Origin of the sequence: Williamsia herbipolensis (genome assembly GCF_000964005.1) — a bacterium.
Lineage (GTDB): Bacteria > Actinomycetota > Actinomycetes > Mycobacteriales > Mycobacteriaceae > Williamsia_A > Williamsia_A herbipolensis.
On record NZ_JXYP01000012.1, the window covers coordinates 1 to 25738 of the forward strand.

The following is a 25738-nucleotide window of genomic DNA, read 5'->3' on the forward strand; positions in this document are numbered from 1 at the left end:
CACAAACACCCCGACCGCCACCGACCCAAGGACCCGAAGACCCGCCCACCGACACAGCCAGCCGGCAACCTCCGCATGCCCACATCACCAAACCAGCAGCCACACAACAGAATCAGTAATCAGCGAAACGCTGGTGAAAGACTGAGGCTAGGAGGTCGTCGACTCCGCCATCTGCGGTGAGCGGGCCCGCAGGCTGAGCTCGAACCCCCTGGGCAGCATGGTGAGACGCTCGTCGACGTCGAGTTGGTAGTCGGGGTCGCCGCTGAGGTCGAACCGGTGGAGCATCGAGGCCAGCACCAGCACCGCCTCGTGGATGGCGAACTGGCGACCGATGCAGGCACGCGCTCCGGCACCGAAAGGCTTGTAGCTGTGCGCTGGTCGCTTCTTCACGTTCACGGCGAGGAAACGGTCGGGATCGAACTCGTCGGGGTTCTCCCACACCGCGGGATCCTTGTGCACGAGACCGAGTGAGACCACGGCGTAGTCATGTGGCCGCATCGTGTATTTGCCGGCGAGCGTGGTGGTCTCGCGAGGACTGCGGGCGAAGCCGGGGACCGTGGGCCAGATCCGCAGCGACTCGTCGAGAACCCGCCGGATGTAGCGGAACTTGCTGACCTGCTCGAAGGACGGCATCGCCTCGGGCCCGTCGCCGAGGATCTCGTCGGTCTCGGCCTGGGCGCGCGCCAGGCAGTGCGGATTGCGGGCCAGGAAGTACAGCGCAAACGACAGTGCGCCCGAGGTCGTCTCGTGGCCTGCGACGAGGAACGTGAGGATCTGGTGCCTGATGTTCACCGGCGACAGCTTCTCGCCGGTCTCGGGGTGGGCGACGTTCAGCATGATGCCCAGGAGATCGTGCTGGTCGGTCGAACCGTCGCGGGCGGCGATCAACTCGTCGAGCATCCGGTCGTTGTAGGCCTGATGGTGCGCGTACCTGCGGTCGGCGAGGCGGGCGAGCACCTCGCCACCGGGGATCGCTCGGAAGGCCCCCTTACGACGCCCGTTCTCGAGGGCACGCACCATCGCCTGCACGAACGGATGTGGCTTGGCCGTGCTGAACGAACCGAAGTCGTGACTGAACGCGCTGCGGCTCAACGTCTCCATCGTCAGCTTGGTCATGTCCCGCGAGACGTCGACCGGGCCGTCGGCGATCCGGGGGCGCCAGTAGTCGAACAGTTCGGTCGCGGTCTCCACCATGATCGGGTGATACGACGCCATCGCCGATTTCGTGAACGCCGGCATGAGGAGCTCATGCGCCAGTTGCCAATTGGGCTCGTCACTGTGTGCGGTGAACAGGCCGTCACCGGCATAGTCGCGGAGTGCCTCCACCGCCGGCGGCAGCGCCTTGCCGAACCTGGTTTCGTCGCACAGCTCCGCGGCGAGCTCGGCGCTGCCGACGAACACGATCTTCTGGCGGAACACCTGCAGCTCGAAGATCGGCCCGAGGCCGACGGAGTTCTCCAGCATGCTCTGGATCGGACGACTCGGCTGGAAGCTGAGCAGGTCACCGACGAGGGGGAGGCGCCTGCCGACATGCGGGAACTGCTGACCAGACCAGTTGTTGCGAATTCTCCAGACCACGAACCCGAGGATGCTCCGCTACTGAACCCGTGTCAAGTAGCTGAAACGCGGGCCGACTAGGCTCGGGGTGATGGCCACCCGGACGCGCATGACCCCCGAGCAACGTCGGGATCAGCTGCTCGATCTGGGGGCCGAGCTCTTCGCGTCGCACCCGTACGACGAGGTCCACATCGAACGCGTCGCCGAGCTCGCCGGTGTCTCGCGGGGGCTGCTCTATCACTACTTCCCCGGCAAACGGGAGTTCTTCGTCGCCATGTTGGTCCGTGAGGACGCGGCCCTGCTCGACGAGACCGCGCCGGATCCCGCTCTCACCCCCGTAGAGCAACTGCGCCACGGCGTGGAGGCATTCCTCGACTATTGCGTTCGACACGAATTCGGGGTGCGGGCGGTGTTCCGCGGCGCGGTGAGCAGTGACCCCGAGATCGTCGCGATCGTGGCCAATTCCATCGATCGTCAGGTCGAACGCATCCTCGTCGCGACCGGCGGCGGCAGCGATCCGGCGCCGATGGTGCTCGTGGCACTACGTAGCTGGATCTACCTGCTGCGCGCGGCGAGCTACGAGATGTTGTCCGACAAGCGCGTCCGCACCGACGACGTCATGGCGATGTGCATGTCGGCGTTTTTCGGTGCGGTCGCCGGGCTCTCGCCGGACATCCTCCCCGAGGGACTGCGCGAGATCCTCACCGAACTCGACGTCACTCCCCGGTGAACTCCGGGGTCCGCTTCTCGGCGAACGCCTTCGGCCCGATCTTCGCGTCTTTGCTCATGAACACCTGCTTGCCGAGTTCGGCGTCGACGGTGAACGCCTCCTCCTCGTGCATGCCCTCGGTGTCGCGGATGGTCTTGAGGATCGCCTGGACGGCGAGCGGACCGTTGGCGGCGATGAGATCGGCGATGGCCAGCGCCTTGTCCAGGGCGGTGCCGTCGGGCACGACGTACCCGATCAATCCGTAGTCGAGCGCCTCGGCCGCGGTGATGTGACGACCGGTGAGCAGGATGTCGGCCGCGATCGTGTACGGGATCTGGCGGACGAGCCGCACAGCGCTGCCGCCGAGGGGGAACAGCCCCCACTTGGCCTCGGAGACACCGAACTTGGCGCTCTCACCGGCGACGCGGATGTCGGTGCCCTGCAGGATCTCGGTGCCGCCGGCGATGGCCGGGCCCTCGACCGCGGCGATGAGCGGCTTGGTGAGGCGGCGGCCCTTGAGCAGCGCCGGCATCTTCGTGAGATCCCAGCCACCGGAGGCGAAGCCGTCGCCGGGGGCGCGCTTGTTCATGGCCTTCAGATCGGCGCCCGCGCAGAAGTAGCCGCCGGCACCGGTGAGAATCGCCGTGCGGATGCTCGGATCGGCGTCGACCCGATCCCAGGCGTCGGCCATGATCTCCATCATCTCACCCGAGAGCGCGTTGCGGGCCTCCGGTCGGTTCATGGTCACGATCAGGGTGTGCCCGCGCTGCTCGACGAGACAATGCGGTTGCGCTTCGGCGCCGCCGGTCGCGGTGGTCGGGGTCTCGGGTGTCGACACGGACATGCTCACTTCTTCCCGCTGGCAACGTGGATGATCGGACGCTTGCCCAAAACGGTAACACGTTCTAGTTTTGTGGTCATGGCCTACAACATCGCCGACTTCATCGAGCACGCGGTCGACCTGATGCCCGAGCGCACGGCGCTCGAGACCGACGGTGATGCGCGGACCTACGCCCAGCTCGAGGCCGACGCCAACGCCCTGGCCCACCAGTTGCGCGCCCTCGGGATCGCCCCCGGCGACACCGTCGGGGTCTACAGCCGCAACACCCTCGAATGCGTCGAGGCGATGGTTGCGATCTTCAAGGCGCGCGCCGTGATGGTGAACGTCAACTTCCGCTACGTGGAGAGCGAGCTCGAGCACATCTTCACCGACTCGGAGATGAAGGTGCTCATCTACGAGCGTCAGTTCACGCAGAAGGTCGCGAAGGTGTTGCCGAAGGCGCCGAAGCTCAAGCACCTGATCGTCATAGAGGACGACGTCAGCCGCGACATCGCCGACGCGCTCAACCACGGGCATCTCACCGCCGACGCGATCGAGTTCACCGACGCCATCGCGAACAACTCGACGGAACGCGACTTCGAGGAACGCTCCAACGACGACCTGTACATGCTCTACACCGGCGGCACCACCGGACACCCCAAGGGCGTGGTGTGGCGCCAGGAGGACGTCTACCGCGTCCTCGGTGGCGGCACCGACTGGTTCAACGGCGTCCCCATCGACGACGAGTGGAAGTTCGCCAACGACGGCGCCGCCGGCGGCCAGCTCGTGCGCTTCCCGATCCCGCCGTTCATCCACGGTGGCTCGCAGTGGGCGGTGTTCCAGGCGCTCTACGGCGGCGGCAAGGCGATCATCTATCCGGAGTTCGGGGCCCACCAGACGTGGGAGATCGTCGAGCGCCACACGGTCAACGTCATCTTCATCACCGGAGATGCCATGGCGCGTCCCATGATCGACGCCCTGCTCGAGAAGGACTACGACACCTCCTCGGTGTTCTCGATCGCCTCGTCGGCGGCGTTGTTCTCCCAGAGCGTCAAGGACCAGTACGTCGACCGGTTCCCCAACGCGATGATCATCGACGCGATCGGTTCGTCGGAGACCGGCTTCGGCGGCCTCGCCGCCATCACCAAGGGGGCCGACCACGCCGGTGGACCTCGCGTGAAGGCCGACCCGAACACGGTGCTGCTGCGCGAGGACGGCACGGTGATCCCGGTCGGCTCTGAGGAGGTCGGCGTGATGGCCCGCACCGGGAACATCCCGCTGCGCTACTACAACGATCCGGTGAAGTCGGACAAGACGTTCAAGGTCTACGACGGTGTCCGCTACTCCATTCCCGGCGACTTCGCCCGGTACGAGTCCGACGGCGCTATCACGATGCTGGGTCGCGGTTCGGTGTCCATCAACTCCGGTGGCGAGAAGATCTACCCCGAAGAGGTGGAGCAGGCTCTCAAGGCCCACCCCGACGTGTTCGACGCCGTCGTGGTCGGCGTTCCCGACGAGCGCTACGGCCAGCGTGTGTCGGCGGTGGTCGCCACGCGTGACGGCGCCCGACCGTCCCTGGCGAGCATCAACGAGGTCGCCCGCACCGAGATCGCCGGATACAAGTGTCCTCGCAGCGTCTGGTTCGTCGACACCATCAAGCGGTCGCCGGCCGGCAAGCCCGACTATCGGTGGGGAACCGGGATCACCGAATCGCGTGAGGCCGACGAGACCCTCGCGGTCAGTTCGACCCGCGTCTAGACCGAGTACCAAACGAAACGAGAGATCCACGATGAGAACAGAATTGACCGAACGCTTCGGGATCGAGTACCCGATCTTCGGGTTCACCCCATCCGAGCACGTCGCCGCGGCGATCAGTCGCGCCGGTGGCATGGGTGTGCTGGGGTGCGTGCGGTTCAACGAGGCCGACGAACTCAACCGCGTGCTCGAGTGGATGCACGAGAACACCGACGGCAAGCCGTTCGGCGTCGACATCGTGATGCCGGCCAAGATCCCCACCGAGGGAACGCAGGTCGATCTGGACTCGATGATCCCCGACGAGCACCGCGCGTTCGTCGAGCGCACGCTGGACGAACTGAAGGTGCCGCGACTGCCGGGCGAGGAACGGGTCAACGCCGGCGTCCTCGGGTGGCTGCACTCGGTGGCGCGATCGCATGTGGACATCGCGATGGAGCACGCCGACCGCTACGGCCAGATCAAGCTCATCGCCAACGCACTGGGCTCACCGCCCAAGGACGTCATCGACAAATCGCACGACCACGGGGTGTCGGTCGCCGCGTTGGCGGGTGCGAAAGCCCATGCGCTGCATCACGTCGACGCGGGTGTGGACATCGTCATCGCCCAGGGATACGAGGCGGGCGGCCACACGGGCGAGATCACCTCGATCGTGCTGTGGCCCGAGATCGTCGACGCGGTCGAGGGCCACGCGTCGGTCCTCGCCGCCGGCGGCGTCGGCAGCGGACGGCAGATGGCCGCCGCACTCGCCTCGGGTGCCCAGGGTGTGTGGATGGGTTCCTACTGGCTGACCGCGGCCGAGTACCGACTCGGCGCCCACGGAGACGGTCCGACCGTCATCCAGGAGGCGCTGCTCGCCGCGACGTCACACGACACGGTGCGCCGCCGCATCTACTCAGGCAAACCCGCGCGCCTGCTCAAGACCAAGTGGACCGACGCCTGGGACGCCGCCGATGCGCCTGAGCCGCTGCCCATGCCGCTGCAGAACATCCTCGTGAGCGAGGCCCACGCCCGGATCTCGGCTGCCGACGACGCCAGCGTCGTGGCCATGCCGGCGGGTCAGATCGTGGGGCGGATGAACGCCATCACGCCGGTCGCCGAGCTCATCGACGGACTCGTCGCCGAGTACGAGCAGACCGTGGCGCGCCTGTCGACCACGGTCGCCGAGCGTTCACCCGCCTGACGGGTGGTAGCGGCGGGTGCCGCGGTCGAGCGTCCACGTGGGGTCGATCGCGGCACCGGCCAGTTCGCGTTTGAGGACCTTGAACGTCGCGGTGCGCGGTAGCTCGTCGACGACACAGACGTGGTGGGGCCACTGCTTCGGACCGAGATCGGTCTGGGAGGCCAGGAAATCCGCGAGGTCGTCGGGGTCGAGCGCGTCGCCCACCAGTGACGCGACGATCTCGTCACCGACGTCGGCGCCCACGCCGTAGACCGCGGCCAGCCGTATCCGGTCGTGGCGGAGCAGGATTCGCTCGATCGGTCCGGTGGCCAGGTTCTCGCCGTCGACGCGCACCCAGTCACCGAGGCGGCCGGCGAAGTGGATGAAGCCCGCGGCGTCGACCCAGCCGAGATCGCCCGTGTGGTAGATCCCGCCACGCATCCGCTCGTCGGAGGCATCGCGATCTCCGAAATTCCCGGTGAAGAGTCCGGGCCCGGAGGTGTTGACGATCTCGCCGATCTCGTCTGTGCCGCAGGGTGTCCCGGTCTCGACGTCGACGATGGCGACGGGTGCCACCAGGGGTCCCAGCGCCTCGGGTGGGGTGTCGGGGGTGCGCGCGATCGCGACGCCACCCTCGGTCGACCCGAAACCGTCGACCACCCTCACCCCGAAGCGACGCTCGAATTCCACGATGTCCCGTGGGGTTGCCTCGTTGCCGTAGACCACGCGCAGCGGGTTCTCCGCGTCATCGGTCCGCTCGGGGGTGGCGAGGATGTAGCTCAGCGGTTTGCCCACGTAGTTGGCGTAGGTGACGCCGTAGCGGCGGACGTCGTCGAGGAAGTTGCTCGCCGAGAACCGACGTCGCAGGGCGATCGACGCTCCCGCGGCCACGGCGACGCTCCACCCGGCGATGATCGCGTTCGAGTGGAACATCGGCATCGACAGGTACACGACGTCGTCGTGACCGAGGTCGAATCGGTCGGCCAGCATCACCCCGGCGCCGGCGAACTTGCTGTGGTCGCAGCGCACCGCCTTCGGCTCACCGCTGGTCCCCGAGGTGAAGATCAGCATCAGGAGATCCGCGGGCGTCGGTGCGACACCACCCCGGTTTGCCGGTGTATCCGCCGCCTGGCGCAGTCGATGCGCCCATGCGGGAGAGCTGATGTCGATGACCGGCACCGACGGACCCAGGTCGATGTCGCCGAGCAGATGCGCGGTGTCGGGGGAGTGCAGGACGAGCCCGCAGTCGGCGGTCACGATGTCGCGGTGCAGCGCAGCGCCGCGCCGCGTGGTGTTCAGCCCGACCAGCACCAGGCCGTCGAGGGCGGCCGCACAGAGCAACAGTCCGAACTCGGGCACGTTGTCGAGCAACACGGCGACATGCGGCGGTCCATACGGGTCGAGACGCGCCCGCACCGCGCGCGACCACACGCGTGCCTGCGCGAGATGGTCACGCCACGAGGTGAACTCGCCCTCGAACCAGACGCCCGAGGACTCCGTGTCGGCGAGCGGCGCGAGGAGGTCGGCGATGGTGGGCGTGGTCAGGCCGGCTCCGCCGCCAGGACGTGACCGATGCGTCGCAGCGCCGCGGTGGCCGAGCCGAGCGCGAACTCGTTCTGCTTGGCCCGCAGGAAGTAGCGGTGCAGCGGGTGGCTGGTGTCGATCCCGACACCGCCGTGGACGTGGACCGCGGTGTGCGCCACCCGGTGTCCGGCGTCGGCGGCCCAGAACTTCGCCGTGGCGAGCTCGGTCTCGGCGGGCAGTCCCTCGCCGACGAGGTACGCCGCCTGCACGACGGTCAGCTTCGCCGCCCGCACGTCGATGTAGGCATCGGCGAGACGCTGCGCGACGGCCTGGAACGAGCCGATCGGTCGCCCGAACTGGGTGCGTTCCCGGCCGTAGGCGGCGGTGAGGTCGAGTGCGCCTGCGACGACACCGGCCTGTTCGGCGCACTGCGCCAACGTCATACGGTCCACCAGCGCCACCACGGCCTCACGCCGACCCAGGACCGCGTCGTCGCCGAGGGTGACATCGGCGAACTCGATCAACGCCGTCGGGACCAGACCTGTCGTGCGCGCCGCACTGATCGTCACGCCCGGTGCGTCGGTCGGCACGACGAGCGCGACGAGGCCGTCGTCGCTCGATGCGGTGACGATGACCGCCGCGGCGGTCTCGGCGAACGGCACCGACACCTTGCACCCGTCGATCACCCACCGGTCGCCGTCGCCGCGGGCCGAGGTCGTCGGGGCCAGGGGATCGTCGGCGAGCTCGTCGTCGATCGCGACGGTCACCACGGCGGTCCCGTCGCACATACCGCTCAGCCAGCGGTCGGCGAGTGCGCCGCCGGCGGCCGCCACCGCGGGCAGCGCCGCGATCGAATGCGGACCGAACGGGACCACGGCGAGGTGCCGGCCCAGTTCCTCGGCGACCGCGACGTTCTCGGCCGCACCCAGTCCGGCACCCCCGGCGTCCTCGGTCGCCTCCAGGGCGAGGAGTCCGGCGTCGGCGAGTGCGCGCCACAACTGCTCGTCGACCGCGGCGCCCGAGGTCTCGAGCTCGGCGATCCGTTCAGGGGTCGAGATCTTCGCCGCGATGTCGCGGGCGAGACCGGTGAGATCGGTACTCGCCTCGGTGGGTCGGAAATCCATCGTTACGCCCTATCGCTTCGGTGTTCTATCGCTTCTGGGGAGGTTGGCCGAGCGCGAGCATCGCGATGATGTCGCGTTGGATCTCGTTGGTGCCGCCACCGAAGGTGAGGATGAGCGACGAGCGGTGGAACCGTTCGATCCGTCCCATCAACGCCGCGCCCGGTGACCCGCGCCGCAGGGTCGCGGCAGGACCGAGCACCTCCATCAGCAGTCGGTAGGCCTCGGTGGCGAACTCGGTGCCGAACACCTTCGTGGCCGAGGCGTCGGCCGGCGAGGGCGAACCTCCCTGTGTCGCCTCCGAGGCGATGTTCCAGTTGATGAGCTTGAGGAACTCCACCTTGGCGTGGACCCGTGCGAGATTGAGCTGCACCCACTCGGCGTCGATGACCCGCTGACCGTCGGCCCGCTTGGTCTCCTGCGCCCAGCGTCGCGTCTCGAGCAGTGCCTGCTGAATCGGTGCCGCCGAACACAACGCGACGCGCTCGTGGTTGAGCTGGTTGGTGACCAGCGGCCAGCCGCCGCCCAGCTCGCCGACGAGCGCCGACTTCGGTACGCGCACATCGGAGTAGTAGGTGGCACTGGTGTCGACCCCGGCCATCGTGTGCACCGGCGTGTAGCCGAAGCCCTCGGCGTCGGTGGGCACGATCAGCATCGAGATGCCCTTGTGCTTGGAGGCCTCGGGGTCGGTACGACACGCCAGCCAGATGTAGTCGGCGTACTGGATGAGGCTGGTCCACATCTTCTGGCCGTTGATCACGAACTCGTCGCCGTCGGCGACGGCGGTGGTGCGCAGTGACGCCAGATCGGTGCCGGCCCCGGGCTCGGAGTATCCGATCGAGAAGTGCAGCTCGCCCGCGGCGATGCGAGGGAGGAAGTACGACTTCTGTTCGTCGGTGCCGAAGTTCATGATCGTCGGCGCCACGGAGTTGATGGTCAGGAACGGCACCGGGACACCAGCGATGGCGGCTTCGTCGGTGAAGATGAGCTGATCCATCATCGGGCGGTTCTGGCCGCCGTATTCGGTGGGCCAACCCAGGGCCAGCCACCCGTCGGCGCCCATCTGGGCCACGACCTCGCGATAGACGTCGCCCTCGCCGACCTCTCCGGAATCCGAGGCGAGCGCCGCGCGCCGCGCGGGCGTCATCAGTTCGGCGAAGTAGGTCCGCAGTTCGCGACGGAGCTCTTCCTGTGCCTCGGTATAGGCGATGCGCATCGGTGCTCCATGAGACGATTGGACTCGGACGTTCCAACTGCGATCACCAGCCCTGAGTGAGCGCAGTTCTGTAACACGTTCTAGCGTTTGTCAGCGTAGCGCGTCAACACCGCGCCGTGATCCGAGGAGTCTGAACAAGATGCGTATCAAGGCCGATTTCGACCTCTGTGAGTCCAACGCCGTGTGTGTGGGGATGGCACCCGACGTGTTCGATCTCGATGACAACGATTACCTGGTGATCCTGCAGGAAGAGGTGCCCGAGGACCGTCTCGACGAGATGCGTCAGGTGGTTGCCAACTGCCCGAAGGCGGCCCTGTCGATCGAGTGACGTCTCGGGGGTGCCCGTGACCGGGCGACTCGACCCCAGACGCTTGACATTCGGGCGAAATTAGAACAGGTTCTAGCCCGTGGGTGCACTCGAAGGACGCGTAGCTGTTGTCACCGGCGCTGCCGCCGGCCTGGGCCGTGCGGAGGCGATCGGGCTAGGCGCGCTCGGCGCCACCGTCATCGTCAACGACCTCGCCGGCGCGCTGGACGCCAGCGACGTCGTCGACGAGATCGCGGGGCACGGCAGCAAGGCCGTCGCCGTCGCGGGCGACATCTCCGACTCGGCGACCGCGACGGAGATCATGCGTGTCGCCGTCGAGGACAACGGCGCGCTCGACATCGTCATGAACAACGCCGGTGTGGTGCGTGACCGGATGCTGTTCAACATGTCCGACGACGACTGGGACCTCGTGGTCGCGGTCCACCTGCGCGGACACTTCCTGCTGACCCGCAACGCCGCCGCGCACTGGCGGTCGGCCTCGAAGGCGGCGGGCGCACCGGTGTACGGACGCATCATCAACACCTCGTCGGAGGCCGGGTTGCTCGGTCCCGAGGGGCAGGCCAACTACGGCGCCGCGAAGGCGGGCATCACCGCTCTGACGCTGTCGGCCTCGCGCGTCCTCGCAAAATACGGCCCCACCGCCAACGCCATCTGTCCGCGTGCCCGCACCGCGATGACGGCTGCGGTGTTCGGAGAGGCGCCCGAGGGCGAGGTCGACCCCCTGTCGACCGATCACGTGGTCTCCCTCGTCGGCTTCCTCGCCGGCCCCGAGTCGGCGTCGGTGTCGGGGCAGGTGTTCGTCGTCTACGGCCCGAAGGTGACGCTGATGGCCGCGCCGACCGTCGCCGAGACGTTCACCGCACCGGGTGCGGCGTGGGATCCCGACGATCTCGCCTCCGCGGTCGGCCGGTATTTCTACGGCCGCGATGCCGGCGTCACCTTCTCCGCCGCCCAGGCTCTTGCGCAGTGAGCCGGTGAACCGCCGGCCACCAATTGGACGCATGCTAAGTTCAGCTCGTCGGAGATCGTCGATCGCGATGATGCGCCGATCACTGCAGTTCAGGCCGTTATCGGCTGCAATCGGAAAACGGTCATGAACGTAACTAGAACACGTTATAGTTGCCGGACCTCAGGCGGAGCGGGGCCGATCCGGGGTACGTCCCGCGGTACACCGTTGTGTGAGGAGAGTCGGTGAACGCACGCTTGGCGGCTCCCTTCGTCGGAGTCGGCGATTTCGTCGCCCTCGCGGTGGCGACCGCCCGCGAGTTGCCTCGGCGACCGTTCCAGACCCGCGAGACGATCGAGCAGTCGTGGGCCATCGCCCGGGTCTCGATGGTGCCGACCGTCCTCGTCGCGATCCCCTTCACCGTGCTCGTCAGCTTCACCCTCAACATCCTGCTGCGCGAGATCGGCGCGCAGGACCTCTCCGGTGCCGGCGCGGCGCTGGGCACCATCACCCAGATCGGCCCCATCGTCACCGTGCTGATCGTGGCCGGTGCCGGTGCGACCGCCATCTGCGCCGACCTCGGGGCCCGCACCATCCGCGAGGAGATCGACGCCCTCAAGGTGCTCGGCATCGACCCCATCCACCGTCTGGTGGTGCCGCGCGTGATCGCCTCCACCGGCGTCGCGGTGCTGCTCAACAGCCTGGTGTGCACCATCGGTCTGGGCGGCGGCTTCGTGTTCTCGGTGTACCTGCAGGATGTGAACCCGGGTGCGTTCATCGCCAATCTGACGCTGCTCACCGGATTCGGCGAACTCGTCATCTCGATGGTGAAGGCGGCCCTGTTCGGACTGTTCGCCGGCCTCGTCGGCTGCTACCGCGGCCTCAACGTCAAGGGCGGCGCCAAGGGCGTCGGCGACGCGGTCAACGAGACCGTCGTCTACTCGTTCATGGCGCTGTTCGTGGTCAACGTCGTGGTCACCGCCGTCGGCCTGAAGGCGACGGGGTAGCACCATGGTCCTGGGACACAGCATCTTCGTGCGCGCCTCGCGCTCGAGCGCGCGCGCGACCGGTGAGTGGGATCGCATCGGCGACCAGGCGATGTTCTACTACGACAGCATCGCCGCGATCCCGCGCGCGGTGCGGTTGTACAAGAAGGAGACGCTGCGTCTCATCGCCGAGATCTCGATGGGCACAGGTGCGCTGGCGATGATCGGCGGCACGGTGGTCGTCGTCGGGTTCCTCACCCTCTTCACCGGCGGCACCATCGCGGTGCAGGGGTACAGCTCGCTGTCGAACATCGGTGTCGAGGTGCTCACCGGGTTCTTCTCGGCCTTCATCAACGTGCGCATCGCCGTGCCCGTGATCTCCGGGATCGCGCTCGCGGCGACGATCGGGGCCGGTGCCACCGCACAGCTCGGCGCCATGCGCGTCAGCGAGGAGATCGACGCACTGGAGTCGATGGCGATCTCGTCGATCCCGTACCTCGTGAGCACACGCATCGTCGCTGGCCTGATCGCGATCATCCCGCTCTACGCGCTGGCCTCGGTCGCGTCGTTCCTCGCCAGCCGGTTCGCGACGGTGTTCATCTACGGCCAGTCCTCGGGCGTCTACGACCACTACTTCTCGACGTTCCTCTTACCCTCCGACATCCTCTGGTCCTTCGTGCAGGCGATCTGTATGGCCGTGGCGGTCATGATGATCCACACCTACTACGGCTACAACGCCTCCGGCGGCCCGGTCGGCGTCGGGATCGCGGTGGGCAACGCCGTGCGTGCCTCGCTCGTGGTCGTCGTCGTGATCACCCTGCTCCTCTCACTCGCCATCTACGGCGCCGACGGGAAGTTCAACCTCTCGGGGTAGGCAGATGATGACGACAACACACACCACCCCGGCACCGGGACCTCGCGCATGAGGACCGAGCACTCGACGACGCAGCGCCGCATCGGTGCACTGGTCCTCGTCACGGTCATCGTCGCGGCGTTCGCGCTCGCGGTCATGCAGTTCAACAACACCTTCCGCTCGACGTCGGGGGTCACGTTGACCGCCGACCGCGCCGGGCTCGTGATGAACCCCGACGCCAAGGTGCGACTGCGCGGGGTGACCATCGGACGCGTCACGCGGATCAGCCCCCAGGGCGATCGCGTGCAGCTCGACCTCGACATCGACACCGACCAGCTGAACAAGGTCCCCGCCAACGTCGAGGCCCAGATCCGTTCCAACACCGTGTTCGGCGCCAAATCGGTCGATCTCGCCCTGCCACCCGATCCGTCGCCGGCACGCCTACGGGCCGGGTCGACCATCGCCGCCGACCGGGTGCAGGTGGAACTCAACACCGTGTTCGCTCGACTCGTGGACGTGCTGGCGAAGCTGCAACCGGAGAAGTTGAACGCCACCCTCGGCGCCATCGACACGGCGCTGTCGGGCAAGGGCGATCAGATCGGTCAGGGCCTCGACGACCTGTCGCAGCTGCTCCAACGCACCAATCCGACCCTGCCGGAACTGAACCGGACCATCCGCGCCACCGCGACCGTCACCGACACCTACGCCGACGCCTTCCCCGACCTTTCCCGGGTCATCGACAACCTGACCCGCACGGGCAACACCCTGGCCGACCGCTCGACGAATCTCGATGCGCTGCTGGTGAACACGACCGGCCTCGCCGACACCGTGAACGGCATCGTCGCGCCGAAGAAGGCCACGATCATGACCGCGCTGAGCAACCTCGACCCGGTGTCGCAATTGCTCGGCTACTACTCGCCGGGACTCGCCTGCTTCCTGCGTGCCACGGACGGTGCCGGCCGCAAGGCGCTGCCCATCTTCGGCGAGAAGACCGGCTACCTCTCGCTCAACGCCGGCGTGTTGCCCGGCAAGGAGCCCTACCGCTACCCCGAGGACCTGCCGAAGGTGGGCGTGCAGGGTCCACCGACGTGCGCGCTGGGGTTGCAGGACATCAACGCCACCGCCCACGCCCCGTTCTACGTGGGTGACACCGCGCCGCAGCCCTACCAACCGCGCACCACGCCGAAGGCCGACCCGCGCAAGCTGTTCCAGATCATGTTCGGGCCGGTGCCCCGTGGCTGAGTACCGGACGCGGCGCGACCGCGTGTTCCGCGCCACCGCGATCAAGCTCGGTGTGTTCGCCGTGGTGATGCTGCTCATCTTCGTCGGTCTGGTGGTGGTGTTCAGTCAGTACCGGTCGGGGTCGACCAACGGCTACAGCGCCACCTTCAGCAGCGCCTCGCAGATCAAGCCGGGCAGCAAGGTACGGATCGCCGGCGTCGAGGTGGGTTCCGTCGGCGACGTGACCCTCACCCGTGACAACGCCGCGAACGTCGACTTCACCGTCGACCGCCGATACCGCCTGCCGACGTCGGTGCAGGCGATGATCCGGTACGAGAACCTCACCGGGGACCGGTATCTCGAACTCGGTGAGGGCACCGGCAACCCGTCGGCGCTGTTGCCCGACGGTGGCCACATCCCGGAGTCACAGACCGAGCCCGCACTCGACCTCGACAAACTGCTCGGCGGTTTCAAGCCGCTGTTCAAGACCCTCAAGCCCGCCGAGGTCAACCAACTGTCGGGAACGCTCATCGCGGTGTTCCAGGGGCAGGGCCCGGCTTTGAACCAGCTCCTCGCCAGCACCGCGTCGTTCACCAACACCCTCGCCGACCGCGACCAGTTGATCGGCGAGGTCGTCGACAACCTCAACGCGACACTCGGCACGATCGACGACGACAAGTCCGGCCTCGACACCTCACTGGATCGTCTGCAGCAGTTGATCTCCGGACTGTCGTCGCAGCGGGACACCGTCGGGCGGGCGATCACCGACACCTCGGCGCTCACCAACGACCTCGCGGGCCTGCTCGACACCAACCGACCGAACCTCATGCGGGTGGTGTCGGAGACCGGCCGCGTGTCCGATCAGGTGCTCTCCGACGAGCCGTTCGTCCGAGGCCTCCTGCAGCGGTTCCCCGGCGACTTCAAGGCGCTGAGCAATCTCGGTAGTTACGGTGCCTGGCTGCAGATCTGGCTGTGCCGCGTCGACATCTTCTTCACCGGTCCCGATCACAAGGAGATCGTCTACCGTTCGCTGGACAACACCGGCAACAACGTCAACCCGGGCGGGAGGTGTGCGCCTCCGAAATGACCACCGTCAGCAAATTCGACACCCCTCGTTCGCGCGCCCGCATCGGCATCATCGGTGTGGTCGTCACCGCACTGGTGGTGATCGTCGCGCTCCAGGTCGACAAGCTGCCCTACCTGTCGACGGGCAGCGTCTACACCACCTACTTCGACGACGCCGGTGGCCTCAGAACCGGTGACGTCGTGGTGGTCTCGGGTGTCGGTGTCGGCACCGTCGCGGGTATCGGCCTCGCCTCGACGCGCGACGGCACCAAGGCGAAGATCAGTTTCAGCATGAGCGACACCGTCGCGGTCGGACTCGACAGCCAGGCGTCGATCAAGACCGAGACCGTGCTGGGCCGCCGCAATCTCACGATCACCCCACGTGGGTCGGGGCGCCTCGAACCCGGCGGCGAGATCCCCAACCGCAACACCGTGGCGCCGTACTCGCTCACCGACGCCCTCGACGACACCACCACGACCCTCGAACAGACCGACCCCGCCCAGCTCAACGACGCGCTGAACACGGTGTCGGCGGCCTTCGCCGACACCCCGGGTGAGGTGCGCGGCGCGGTGGACGGCGTCGCGCGCCTGTCGAAGTCGATCAACGACCGCGACGACGCACTGCGCCAACTGCTCTCGCGGGCCGACAGTGTGACCGGTGTCGTGGCCAAGCGCAGCGGTCAGATCAACGAGCTGCTCGTGGACGCGAACGCGCTGCTCGGTGAACTGCAGACCCGCCGGTTCGCGATCGGCCAACTGCTGCAGGGGATCAAGAACGTGACCGCCGAGGTGAGCGGGTTCATCGCCGACAACAACGCGCAGCTCAAGCCCGTGCTCACCAAGCTCGACGGGGTGTCGAAGATCCTCACCGACAACAGCGACAACCTGAAACAGACCCTCGACCGGCTCGGTCCCTACGCCAACGTGCTGGGTGAGGCCGTCTCCAGCGGCCCCTACTTCTCGTCGCTGGTCGGTGTGCCCAGCTTCGGCGACTACACCTCGCTGTTCCTGAACCTGTTGCAGCAGAAGTACCCCGAGGCGGCCAAGGCGCTGGGGTACGCCGGACTCTTCCCGCCGAAGCTGTTCCTGCGCCCGGATCAGGAGAGCGACCCGGACCGTTCGATCCCCGAGAACGGCACCCCACGGGACGGGGGTCCGTCATGAGCAGGTTCCTACCGGGTCGTCGCCTGTGGCAGATCGCCATCGCGCTGCTGATCATCATCGTGCTCGCCCTCGCCGGCTACATCGGCTACCAGAAGGCCTTCTACAAGAGCTACACCGCGTACTTCACCGAGGTGAACAACCTCTATCCCGGTGATCCCGTCAAGGTGCTCGGTGTCGACGTCGGCACGGTCGGTTCGGTCACGCCGCGGTCGGGAGACGTGAAGGTGCGCTTCGACGTCGACCGCGATGTCGACGTCCCGCGCTCGGTCTCGGCGGTCATCGTGGCGCCCAGCCTGGTGACGGGCCGGTTCATCCAGCTCTCGCCGGTGTACGCGGGCGGGCCGCAGCTGGCGTCGGGCTCCGACATCCCGATGAACCGCACCGCGGTGCCGGTCGAGTGGGACGACATCAAACGCGAGCTCACCCAGCTCACCACCGCCGTCGGCCCCCAGGGCGCCGACGAGGGGTCGGTGGCGCGACTGGTGAACACCGCCGACGCCAACCTCGAGGGCAACGGCACCGCGATCCGCGGTTCGGTCGCGCAGCTGTCCGACCTCGCCTCGACACTGGCCAACAGCCGCGGCGACCTGTTCGCCAGCATCCGCAACCTGCAGACGCTCACCGATGCGCTGTCGAAGAGCCACGAGGACCTGGTGCAGTTCAACGGTCGCATCGCGTCGGTGAGCCAGGTGCTCGCCGACAACACGGCCAATCTCGACGGCGCGCTGACCAACCTCGACTCGGCACTCACCGACCTGAAGTCGTTCATCGACACCAACGGCCAGAAACTGAGCGAGTCGGTCGGGCGGCTGTCGAACGCGACGTCGATCCTCGCGCAGAAGGACGAACAGATCCGCGGGCTGCTGCACTCGGCGCCGACGCAGCTGTCGAACTTCTACAACATCTACAACCCGCTGACCGGTTCCCTCAGCGGCGTCTTCGGTCTCGGACAGTTCGGCAACCTCGTCGACCTGTTGTGCGGCACCCTGGCCGGCAACGACCGCCCCGGGACCTCGCAGGCCAACGTGACGAAATGTGTCGACGTCCTCGGGCCCATCCTGTCGTCGATCTCGATCAACTACCCACCCGCGCTGGTCAACCCGGTGACCGGGATAAACGCCCGGCCCAACCAGATCCAGTACCAGAACTCCAGCGTGAAGGCGCGGGCCCAGCAGGGGATCGTCCAACAGGATGCGGCGACGCGACGCTCATACGGCGGCAACGTCGGGTTGGCGAACCTGCTCGTCCCGTTCGGGGGCCAGGGATGACACGGCGGGGTGCTGTGATGCGCCGTCTCGCCGTGGCCGTGTCGTGTGCCGCCGTCCTCGCCACGTCGGCGTGCTCGTTCCAGGGCCTGAACTCGCTCCCGGTCCCGGGCGCGCAGGGCACCGGTGACGGTTCGTTCCGCGTCACCGCCTTGATCCCCAACGCCGCCAACCTCGTCCAGAACGCGCCGGTCCTCATGAACGACGCCACCGTCGGCAGTGTCGGTGCCATCACCGTGCGAGACTGGAAGGCCCTGGTGACGCTGCGGCTCAACAAGGGCACGCGCATCCCGGTCGGTTCGCACGTCATGGTCGGCATCACCAGCGTCCTCGGATCGCTGAACCTGCAGGTGGTGCAACCGGATTCGCCAACTCAGGGCTTCTTGCGCGACGGTCAGGAGATCCCCGCCTCGCAGTGCCCCACCCAGGACAACATCGCCGCGCCGACCACCGCGAAGCCGGTCGCCGACATCACCTCCGCGCAGCAGGTCGCCCAGTGCACCTACCCGACCGTCGAGCAGGTGCTCAGCTCGCTGTCGGTGGTGCTCAACGGTGGCGGTCTCTCGCAGATCGGCGACGTGATCCACGAACTCAACGCGACGCTCGGTGGCCGTCAGGAGACCATCCGGGAACTGATCCCTCGACTGACGACACTGGTGACCGACCTCGATCGTCAGCGCGGCAACATCATCAGCGCGGTGGAGGGGCTCGATCGACTGAGCAGCAGCTTCAACGCCCAGAGCGACACGATCGACCGGGCGCTCGCCGACGGCCCGCGGATCCTGAAGGTGCTCGTCGACCAGCGGGTCCACCTCACCGACACCCTGGCCTCGGTCGGGCGCCTGAGCCGCAACACCGACGACATCCTCAAGGCCAACGGCGACGACCTGACCACGATCGTGAAGAACCTCGTGCCGGTGCTCGATCAGCTGCAGGCCAGCGGGAAATCGCTCACGCAGTCGTTGAACATCCTCGTCACCTTCCCGTTCGCCGAATCGGTCATCCCGAAGATCGTCAAGGGCGACTACATCAACGGGGTCATCAACCTCGACCTCACGAACGGAAGGCTCTCGCGGGGAGCGTTCGCCAGCATCGGCGCGGCGGCACCGTCGGCGGTGTACGGACCCGAGGCGGTGCTCGGCAGCCCGGCCGGCGCGGCCAAGCGGGGCGCCAACCCGTTCACCGCACCGCTGCGAGAGGACGCGCCGGAGGTGAAGGGCCGGTGACCATCTCACGATTCGTCCGCATGCAGCTGATCATCTTCTCCATCATCACCGTGATCTCGCTCGTCGTCGTCGGGTTCTTCTACATCCAGGTGCCCGCCATGTTCGGCATCGGCCGCTACTCGGTGGCCGTGGAGTTGCCGAGCACCGGCGGCATCTATCCCAACGCCAACGTCACCTATCGCGGTGTCACCGTCGGCAAGGTGTCGTCGGTGACGCTGACCTCGACCGGGGTCCGCGCCGAGCTGTCGATCGACAGCGATCGGAAGATCCCGGCCTCGTCGACGGCCTCGGTGCAGAGCGTCTCGGCGGTCGGTGAGCAGTTCGTGCAATTCATGCCCGACGCCGACGCGTCGGGGGATGCGCGTGATCTCATCGACGGTTCGGTGGTCCGCGACGGGCAGGTGCCGACCGAGGTGTCGACGCTGCTCGACCGGTCGAACGCGTTGTTGGCGAAGGTGCAGAGCACCAAGCTGCGCCGGGTGCTCGACGAATCGTTCAACGCGTTCAACGGCTCGGGCGAGGATCTGCAGCGCCTGCTCGACTCGCTGTCGCTGTTCGCCGACGAGGCGAACAAGAACTCCGAGCAGACCGCGAAGCTCGTCGACCAGGCCGCGCCGCTCCTCGAGACGCAGACGGCCACCGTCGGCGCCATCCGGCAGTGGACGTCGGACGTCGCGCGGTTCACCGACCAGTTGCGGGCGAACGATCCCCATCTGCGCGACATCCTCGCGAAGGGACCGGGCGTCACCGATCAGGCGCAGCAGCTGTTCGCCTCGATGGACCAGAGCCTGCCGCTGCTGTTCGACAACCTCGCCACCGCCGGTCGCACCCTCGCCGTGTACCTGCCGAACCTGCAGCAGGTGCTCGTGCTGTACCCGCGACTGATCCAGGCGCTGATCACCGCCATCAACACCGAGGACCCCCGCAAGGGCGCGAACGTGGATTTCGCCCTGGGGTTCCAGGACCCGGGTGTGTGCACCGTCGGCTTCCTGCCCACCGAGGACCGCCGCCCGGCGTCGACGATCACTTCGCGGGATCTGCCGCCGGGGCTGCTGTGCCGGGTGCCGCAGGACTCGAACCTCGCGGTGCGCGGCAGCCGCAACTTCCCGTGCGTCGAGTTCCCCGGGCGCCGGGCGTCGACGCCCGAGGAATGCCGCGAGGGGTACAAGCCGCTCGCCGAGAACGTGCCGTTCCCCAAGGGGATCCCCGGTGTCACCGGACTGCCGAACGGGCAGCTCACCCCGGCGACGCCGTCGTCGTTCGACGGCGCTCCCGCGGTCTACGGCGCGGCGTACGATCCGGGGTCGGGTTCCGCGATCGGTCCCGACGGCAAGACCTACACCGTCGGTGGACTCGGCGCGGGGACATCGTCGCAGGGAGGAAGCGCCACATTGCAGAGCCTCATCACCGGGACCGTGCAGCGATGAGCGACGACGCCCATCGTCCGCGCACCCGACGCCGGGTGCGACGACCCGCGGGGCCGCCTGTCGGCGGAGCCCCGGGATCGACGATGACCGCCCCGACCGCGCGTCCGTCGTCGACGACGGTGCCGCGCAAGAGTTCGCCCGTCGGCAAGCTGCGCAAAGCGACACCCGCGGCCACCGCTCCGGTGACCACGGCGCCGGCGGTCGCGGACTCGGCCGTGACCACGACGCGGGGTGCCGCGCTCGGCTACCGGCAGCGACGGACGGCGGGCACCACGGCCCGCAGCGGCATCGACCGGTCTCGACTCGGACTGCTCCTCGCGGGTGGTCTCGGTGCGGTCGTCCTCGTCGCGCTGGTCGTCGCCTCCACGCTGTTCGCGGTCAACACCTCGTCGATCGACGAGGCGTCGACGCAGCGGGCGCAGTACGCGGCGTTCGCGCGTCAGATGATCGTCAACCTGACTTCGCTGAGCCCCACCACCATCGACACCGCCGTCGACACGTTCCAGAACGACACCAGCGGCAAGGCCCTGCAGCAGCTGCAGGACACCATGCAGCAGACGACCGACCTCATCAAGACCCAGGGCGTCAGCACCAAGGGCACGATCCTCTCCGACGCGGTCGTCGACAGCGATGCCGATTCGGCGACCGTGCTGATCGTCTCGGGCTGGACCATGAAGAATCCCGCCCAGCAGAACCCGGCGCCGGCTCAGGGCTCATCGGTCCCGCCGGTCACGGGTGACGACACCGTGGTGCAGACCTTCCGCTGGAAGGTGGTCGTCACCAAGATCAACGGCGCGATGAAGCTGACCGACATCGAGTGGGTGACGTGATGGCACCGCAGGTGTTGCGGTCGACGCGTTCGCGGATCGTGACCGGCGTGATGGTGGTCCTGATCATCGCCGCCGCGGCCGCCACGACGGTGCTGGGTCTGCGATGGTCGTCCGCCGTCGACGACCGGGACGCGCGCACCTCCGCGCTCGACGCCGGAAAGCGCTATGCGACGGTCATGTTCGGCTTCACCCCGGCCGATGTCGACGCCAACGTCGCGGCCGCGAAGAGCGCCCTGGTCGGAAACGCCCGCACCACCTACGACCAGATCATGGCCGGCAGCGACCTGTCTGCACAGGTGAAGAAGCAGAAGGTGAACTCGACGGTCTCGATCCAGCAGGCCGGCGTGGTCTCGGCCGACGCGAATCGTGCCGTGGTGCTGATCTTCATGAACCAGTCGGTGGTGCGCGGCGACACCCAGTTGGTGCGCGTCGAGCCCAGCCGGGTGCAGTACTCGATGCGCAAGTCCGGCGACCGCTGGTTGATCGACGACATCGCCGTCATCACCGACGACTCGCTGCGCGACAAGCTCCATCTCGGCCCGCCGCCCTCGACCTCGGCGGCCCCGACCCCGGCACCCCAGGGCTAGCGGAGTCCGAGAATCGTCGCCAGGTCGGCGCACATGCGCGCTGTGGTGAACGTCGACTCGACGAGCCGTCGCCCGTTGCGTCCGTGCTCGGCCGCCAGCGCCGGATCGTCGAGGTAGCGCGACACCGCGGCAGCGACCGCGGCGTCGTCACCGGAGGGCACGACCGCGCCGGTCACCCCGTCCTGGACGTAGTCGTCCATTCCCGGGCTGTCGGTGATGACGACGGGTCGTCCGGTGGCCATGGCCTCCAGGGCCACGGTCATGCCGGACACGTGCAGGTTGGATCGCGTGGTCACCACGACCACGGCGCTGCGCGCGTAGACGTCCAGCACGCCGCTCGGTGACATCCTCGGCAGCAGCGTCAGCCACTCCGGCGGGGTGGTGGAGGTGCTCTGCACGTCGAACGTGGCATGGGGGTGGCTCTGTCGGACCCGTTCCAGCGCGGCGAACAGGGTGTCGGGATCGCGGTGCCGGTCGCCGCCGAAACTGCAGACCGCCTGGCTGTCCGGGTAGTCGCGTGCGGCGAAGAAGTCCGGGTCGATCCCGAACAGGAGCGGATCGACGCGGATGCCGGGCAGCAGTTCCTCGAGCGGTCCGACCTGCGCGCGGGACAGGCACCACACCGAGTCCATCTGCAGCAGAACCCGCCGGGCGTCCCACACCAGCGGCGGATCGGTCCGCTTGGTCATGTCGTTGACCCAGATCACGCCGCAGTGGTTCCGTTCGGACCGGTCGCGGACGAGGAGTCGTTTCGCCGCGCCCTCGTCCCAGGCGATCGACACCTGCGCGGGCGGGCCGCCGGCGCCGTCTCTGCGGTACGACGGCGACACGAGTTGGCGTAGCGCCTCCGACGTCGTCAGGGGCGGGTTGTCGGTGTGGGTTACATCGACGCCCAGCTCGGCGAAACGGTGCAGACCGTAGGGCCAGAGATCGGGTGCGCGACCGTCCGTGGCACCGGCCTCGGCCCATCGCTCGACGCCGCGCTCGGCGTCGTAGCAGACCTTGAGATCGTGCACGGCGTCGCCGGCGATCAGCTGATGCCGACCAGATCGACCACGAACACGAGGGTCGATCCGCCGGGGATGGGCCCGGAGTCCGAGGCGCCGTAACCCAGTGCGGGCGGGATCACGATCTCGCGGCGACCGCCGACCTTCATGCCCTCGATGCCCTGCGCGAAGCCGGGGACCACGCCGCTCAGCGGGAACTCGACGGGCGCGTCGCCGCTCTTCCAGGACGCGTCGAACACCTCGCCGTTGGTGTACAGGGCGCCGGTGTAGCGCACGTTGACGGTGTCGCCCGACGCGGCGACCTTGCCGTTGCCCGCGACGAGATCGGCGATCAGCAGATCGGACGACGGTGTCCCGGTGCCGGCCGCGATCTTCGCCTCCTTGGAGGTGTCGGTCGCGTTCTCGGTGATCGCCGGGATACCGGCCGATCCGGGGGTGCCGCTGCGCGGTGCCGCCGCCGGGGTCGTCGCCTGCGTGCCGCCGTCGGTGGCCTCGGTGGTGGATGCCGCAGCGGTGGACGCGGTCGAGGCCGACGCCGAGTCCGTGGAGTCGTCGCCGCACCCGGCGAGGACGCCCATCGCGACACACGCTGCGAGAACCGAACTCGAGATCGTCACACTTCGCCGCACAGGGATGTCCATTTCGTCGCAGGATCAGATGTCGCCTGCGACGGTAGCGCAGCGGAAGGGTTCAGCTCTCCGGGGTGTAGCCCATCGGCAGGATGATCGACTTGTGCTCGAGGTAGGACTCGAGTCCCTCGCGACCGTTCTCGCGGCCGATGCCGGAGTTCTTGTAGCCGCCGAACGGAGAGGCCGGGTCGATCGCGTACCAGTTGATGCCGAGGGTGCCCGTGCGGATCCGTCCGGCGAGTTCGATGCCGCGCTCGACGTCGGCGGTCCAGATCGCGCCGGCGAGCCCGTATTCGGAGTCGTTGGCGATGTCGACGGCCTCGTCGACGGTGTCGTAGTCGATGATCGACAGCACCGGCCCGAAGATCTCCTCGCGCGCGATGGTCATGTCGTTGGTGACGCCGGTGAACACCGTCGGGCTCAGGAAGTAGCCCGACTCGAGGCCCTCGGGTCGCCCGCCGTCGAGGGCGAGCGTGGCGCCCTGCTCGGTGCCGGTGCGGATGTAGCCCTCGATCTTGTCGCGCTGCTTCTCGGTGATGATCGGTCCCAGCCGCGCCTCGGGGTCGCCCGGCTTGCCCGGGGTCATGGCGGCGGCCGCGGCGACGACGGCGTCGACGATCTCGTCGTGGCGTGAGCGCGGCACCAGGATGCGGGTCTGTGCGACGCACGCCTGCCCGGTGTTGAACAGGCCGTAGAAGGCCAGCATCGCGGCGATCTCGTCGACGTTCACGTCGTCGAGCACGATGGCTGCGGACTTGCCGCCGAGTTCCAGCTGGCAGCGCTTGAGCAGTGCGCCGCAGCGCGACCCGATCACGCGACCGGCCGCCGTGGAGCCGGTGAAGGTGATCTTGTCGACGCCTGCGTGCTCGACGAGCGCCTTGCCGGTCTCGACGCCGCCGGTGACCACCGACAGGACGCCCTCGGGGACGCCGGCCTCGGCGAAGATCTCGATGAGGTAGAGCGCCGAGATCGGTGTCTCGGGTGCGGGTTTGAGGACCACCGAGCAGCCGGCGGCGAGCGCGGGACCGAGTTTGTTGCACATGAGGAACAGCGGTACGTTCCACGCCGTGATCGCGCCGACGACCCCGACACCCTCGCGCTCGATGCGGGTGGTGCCGAACAGGCCGGTGCGGTGCTCGACCCACGGGTACTCACGGGCGGCGGCGGCGTAGGCGCGCAGCACACCGGTGCCGGGGAGCTGCTGCAACATGCCGACGTCGGAGGGCATCGCGCCCATCTCGGCGGAGACCAATGCCTGGATCGCCTCGCCACGCTCGTCGATCAGGTCCGCGACCCGGTCGAGCACGTCGGCGCGCTCTGCGGGCGACCGTCGGCTCCACACACCGGATTCGAAGGCGCGTCGGGCCGCGGTGACGGCGGCGTCGATGTCGACGGCGTCGCCGTCGGGCGCGCGACCCACCCGCTCACCGGTCGCGGGGGAGTACACGTCGAGCGTGGCCGTCGAGTGCGGTGCGGTCCACGTTCCCCCGATGTAGAGGGTGTCGTGGTCGTGCGCGGAATCGGCGCGGGGATCAGACGGGGCGGTCGCGACGGTGTCGGTCATTGCGGGATGCTCCAGTGCGGTCGAGGGTGGTCCTGCTCACACCGATACTAGAACACGTTCCAGTTTTCTGGTCCCGGGTCAGTCCATCAACTGGAACTGGATCGCGGCGGACACCGATTCGACCGCCTCCGACAGCACGGCGATCCGCTCTAGCGGCGACGGCGCGGCGAGGATCGCGTACCGGTCGGCCTGTCCGAGGGGGAGTTGACCTGCCCATCCGAACGACCGGTCGACATCTCCGTAGACGGTGTCGTCGAACACCGCGTCGGATCGGCCCGCGGTGCGCACCAGCTCGAACAGGGACCGGATGCTCGCGGCGACCTCGGTGTACTGCGCCTCCAGGCTCTCCGAGTCGCCGACGGTCTCGATCGCCTCGTCGGGGAAGTCCTCGACGATCGCCCTCGGGTACGGATCGTCGGGTAGCCACTCGCGGACGCGGATGCGATCGGTGCCCACGCAGCGCAGCAACGCGCGGCCGTCGTCCTTGATGTGGTGTTCGACGATGTTCGCATCCGTCGCCACCGAATGCCGTTCGTCGCCACCACCGAGTTCACGCCCGCGCTCGATCAGCACCACCCCGAACGAGGGGTTGTCGGAGCGGAGGCATTCGGCGAGCATCTCGCGGTAGCGCGGCTCGAAGATCTGCAGCGGCAGGATCTCACCGGGCAGCAGCGCCATGCCGAGGGGGAACATCGGCGTCGGCGAACCGGGTGACACTGCCATGGGTCAACGGTAGACCCGTGCGGTACCGATCGGCCATGGTCGCCGCGGCGCCGGGA

The 25738-nt window shown here is 68.0% G+C and carries 24 protein-coding genes; 15 read left to right on the top strand and 9 right to left on the bottom strand.

The window, feature by feature from the left end; all coding sequences use genetic code 11:
- Positions 1 to 147 precede the first annotated feature (147 nt).
- Positions 148 to 1578 carry a cytochrome P450 gene (locus TU34_RS05380; RefSeq protein WP_045821850.1) on the bottom strand — a complete coding sequence of 477 codons (1431 nt, stop codon included), beginning with the start codon at positions 1576 to 1578 and terminating at the stop codon, positions 148 to 150.
- Between the two features lie 70 nt (positions 1579 to 1648).
- Here TU34_RS05380 and TU34_RS05385 point away from each other — a divergent pair, with 70 nt between their 5' ends.
- A complete protein-coding gene (locus TU34_RS05385; protein WP_045821851.1) occupies positions 1649 to 2287 on the top strand; it encodes a TetR/AcrR family transcriptional regulator in 639 nt (212 codons plus the stop codon).
- Here the strand turns inward: TU34_RS05385 and TU34_RS05390 are convergent.
- Positions 2274 to 3110, bottom strand: coding sequence for a crotonase/enoyl-CoA hydratase family protein (locus TU34_RS05390; RefSeq protein ID WP_045821852.1), 837 nt, complete (start codon positions 3108 to 3110; stop codon positions 2274 to 2276). The two genes, TU34_RS05385 and TU34_RS05390, sit on opposite strands and share 14 nt — an antisense overlap.
- A 75-nt stretch (positions 3111 to 3185) precedes the next feature.
- On the opposite strand from TU34_RS05390, the gene TU34_RS05395 reads away from it, so the two are divergent.
- Positions 3186 to 4844 carry an acyl-CoA synthetase gene (locus tag TU34_RS05395; protein ID WP_045821853.1) on the top strand — a complete coding sequence of 553 codons (1659 nt, stop codon included), beginning with the start codon at positions 3186 to 3188 and terminating at the stop codon, positions 4842 to 4844.
- Between the two features lie 31 nt (positions 4845 to 4875).
- Complete coding sequence (locus TU34_RS05400) at positions 4876 to 6021, top strand: NAD(P)H-dependent flavin oxidoreductase (RefSeq protein ID WP_045821854.1); 1146 nt, start codon at positions 4876 to 4878, stop codon at positions 6019 to 6021.
- Here the strand turns inward: TU34_RS05400 and TU34_RS05405 are convergent.
- From TU34_RS05405 to TU34_RS05415, 3 genes are read right to left on the bottom strand one after another with little or no spacing between them, the layout of a single operon-like run.
- Positions 6010 to 7545, bottom strand: coding sequence for a long-chain-fatty-acid--CoA ligase (locus tag TU34_RS05405; RefSeq protein ID WP_045821906.1), 1536 nt, complete (start codon positions 7543 to 7545; stop codon positions 6010 to 6012). The two genes, TU34_RS05400 and TU34_RS05405, sit on opposite strands and share 12 nt — an antisense overlap.
- Positions 7542 to 8648: an acyl-CoA dehydrogenase family protein gene (locus tag TU34_RS05410; protein WP_045821855.1), complete on the bottom strand. Its 1107-nt coding sequence runs from the start codon at positions 8646 to 8648 to the stop codon at positions 7542 to 7544. The genes TU34_RS05405 and TU34_RS05410 overlap by 4 nt, the downstream gene beginning before the upstream one ends.
- A 25-nt stretch (positions 8649 to 8673) precedes the next feature.
- The gene (locus TU34_RS05415; protein WP_045821856.1) at positions 8674 to 9861 is read right to left on the bottom strand and encodes an acyl-CoA dehydrogenase family protein; all 1188 of its coding nucleotides are present in this window, start codon (positions 9859 to 9861) and stop codon (positions 8674 to 8676) included.
- A gap of 139 nt (positions 9862 to 10000) precedes the next feature.
- On the opposite strand from TU34_RS05415, the gene TU34_RS05420 reads away from it, so the two are divergent.
- From TU34_RS05420 to TU34_RS05475, 12 genes are all read left to right on the top strand, one after another.
- The gene (locus TU34_RS05420; RefSeq protein WP_045821857.1) at positions 10001 to 10189 is read left to right on the top strand and encodes a ferredoxin; all 189 of its coding nucleotides are present in this window, start codon (positions 10001 to 10003) and stop codon (positions 10187 to 10189) included.
- 79 nt (positions 10190 to 10268) lie between these two features.
- Positions 10269 to 11159: a 3-oxoacyl-ACP reductase gene (locus TU34_RS05425; protein ID WP_045821858.1), complete on the top strand. Its 891-nt coding sequence runs from the start codon at positions 10269 to 10271 to the stop codon at positions 11157 to 11159.
- 221 nt (positions 11160 to 11380) lie between these two features.
- The gene (locus TU34_RS05430) at positions 11381 to 12142 is read left to right on the top strand and encodes an MlaE family ABC transporter permease (RefSeq protein WP_045821859.1); all 762 of its coding nucleotides are present in this window, start codon (positions 11381 to 11383) and stop codon (positions 12140 to 12142) included.
- 4 nt (positions 12143 to 12146) lie between these two features.
- Positions 12147 to 12995, top strand: a complete 849-nt coding sequence (locus TU34_RS05435) for an MlaE family ABC transporter permease (RefSeq protein ID WP_045821860.1) — start codon at positions 12147 to 12149, stop codon at positions 12993 to 12995.
- A gap of 48 nt (positions 12996 to 13043) precedes the next feature.
- Positions 13044 to 14216, top strand: coding sequence for an MCE family protein (locus TU34_RS05440; RefSeq protein ID WP_082079891.1), 1173 nt, complete (start codon positions 13044 to 13046; stop codon positions 14214 to 14216).
- The gene (locus TU34_RS05445) at positions 14209 to 15282 is read left to right on the top strand and encodes an MCE family protein (RefSeq protein WP_045821861.1); all 1074 of its coding nucleotides are present in this window, start codon (positions 14209 to 14211) and stop codon (positions 15280 to 15282) included. Before TU34_RS05440 ends, TU34_RS05445 begins: the two co-directional genes overlap by 8 nt.
- Entirely contained in the window at positions 15279 to 16424 is a 1146-nt protein-coding gene (locus tag TU34_RS05450) for an MCE family protein (RefSeq protein ID WP_045821862.1), read from the top strand. Before TU34_RS05445 ends, TU34_RS05450 begins: the two co-directional genes overlap by 4 nt.
- Complete coding sequence (locus TU34_RS05455) at positions 16421 to 17692, top strand: MCE family protein (protein WP_045821863.1); 1272 nt, start codon at positions 16421 to 16423, stop codon at positions 17690 to 17692. Before TU34_RS05450 ends, TU34_RS05455 begins: the two co-directional genes overlap by 4 nt.
- A 17-nt stretch (positions 17693 to 17709) precedes the next feature.
- Positions 17710 to 18915 carry an MCE family protein gene (locus tag TU34_RS05460; RefSeq protein ID WP_150116410.1) on the top strand — a complete coding sequence of 402 codons (1206 nt, stop codon included), beginning with the start codon at positions 17710 to 17712 and terminating at the stop codon, positions 18913 to 18915.
- Entirely contained in the window at positions 18912 to 20342 is a 1431-nt protein-coding gene (locus TU34_RS05465; protein ID WP_045821865.1) for an MCE family protein, read from the top strand. Before TU34_RS05460 ends, TU34_RS05465 begins: the two co-directional genes overlap by 4 nt.
- Positions 20339 to 21172 (top strand): hypothetical protein, encoded by an 834-nt coding sequence (locus TU34_RS05470; RefSeq protein WP_150116411.1) that lies wholly within the window; start codon positions 20339 to 20341, stop codon positions 21170 to 21172. Before TU34_RS05465 ends, TU34_RS05470 begins: the two co-directional genes overlap by 4 nt.
- The gene (locus tag TU34_RS05475; RefSeq protein WP_045821909.1) at positions 21172 to 21759 is read left to right on the top strand and encodes a hypothetical protein; all 588 of its coding nucleotides are present in this window, start codon (positions 21172 to 21174) and stop codon (positions 21757 to 21759) included. The genes TU34_RS05470 and TU34_RS05475 overlap by 1 nt, the downstream gene beginning before the upstream one ends.
- Here TU34_RS05475 and TU34_RS05480 read toward each other — a convergent pair.
- From TU34_RS05480 to TU34_RS05495, 4 genes are all read right to left on the bottom strand, one after another.
- Positions 21756 to 22775, bottom strand: coding sequence for a glycosyltransferase family 4 protein (locus tag TU34_RS05480; RefSeq protein WP_052688762.1), 1020 nt, complete (start codon positions 22773 to 22775; stop codon positions 21756 to 21758). The two genes, TU34_RS05475 and TU34_RS05480, sit on opposite strands and share 4 nt — an antisense overlap.
- Positions 22776 to 22789: 14 nt before the next feature.
- The gene (locus TU34_RS22900; protein ID WP_150116414.1) at positions 22790 to 23344 is read right to left on the bottom strand and encodes an FKBP-type peptidyl-prolyl cis-trans isomerase; all 555 of its coding nucleotides are present in this window, start codon (positions 23342 to 23344) and stop codon (positions 22790 to 22792) included.
- Between the two features lie 112 nt (positions 23345 to 23456).
- Positions 23457 to 24959 (bottom strand): aldehyde dehydrogenase, encoded by a 1503-nt coding sequence (locus TU34_RS05490; protein ID WP_045821866.1) that lies wholly within the window; start codon positions 24957 to 24959, stop codon positions 23457 to 23459.
- A 78-nt stretch (positions 24960 to 25037) separates the two neighbouring features.
- Positions 25038 to 25682, bottom strand: coding sequence for an LON peptidase substrate-binding domain-containing protein (locus TU34_RS05495; protein WP_045821867.1), 645 nt, complete (start codon positions 25680 to 25682; stop codon positions 25038 to 25040).
- Positions 25683 to 25738 lie beyond the last annotated feature (56 nt).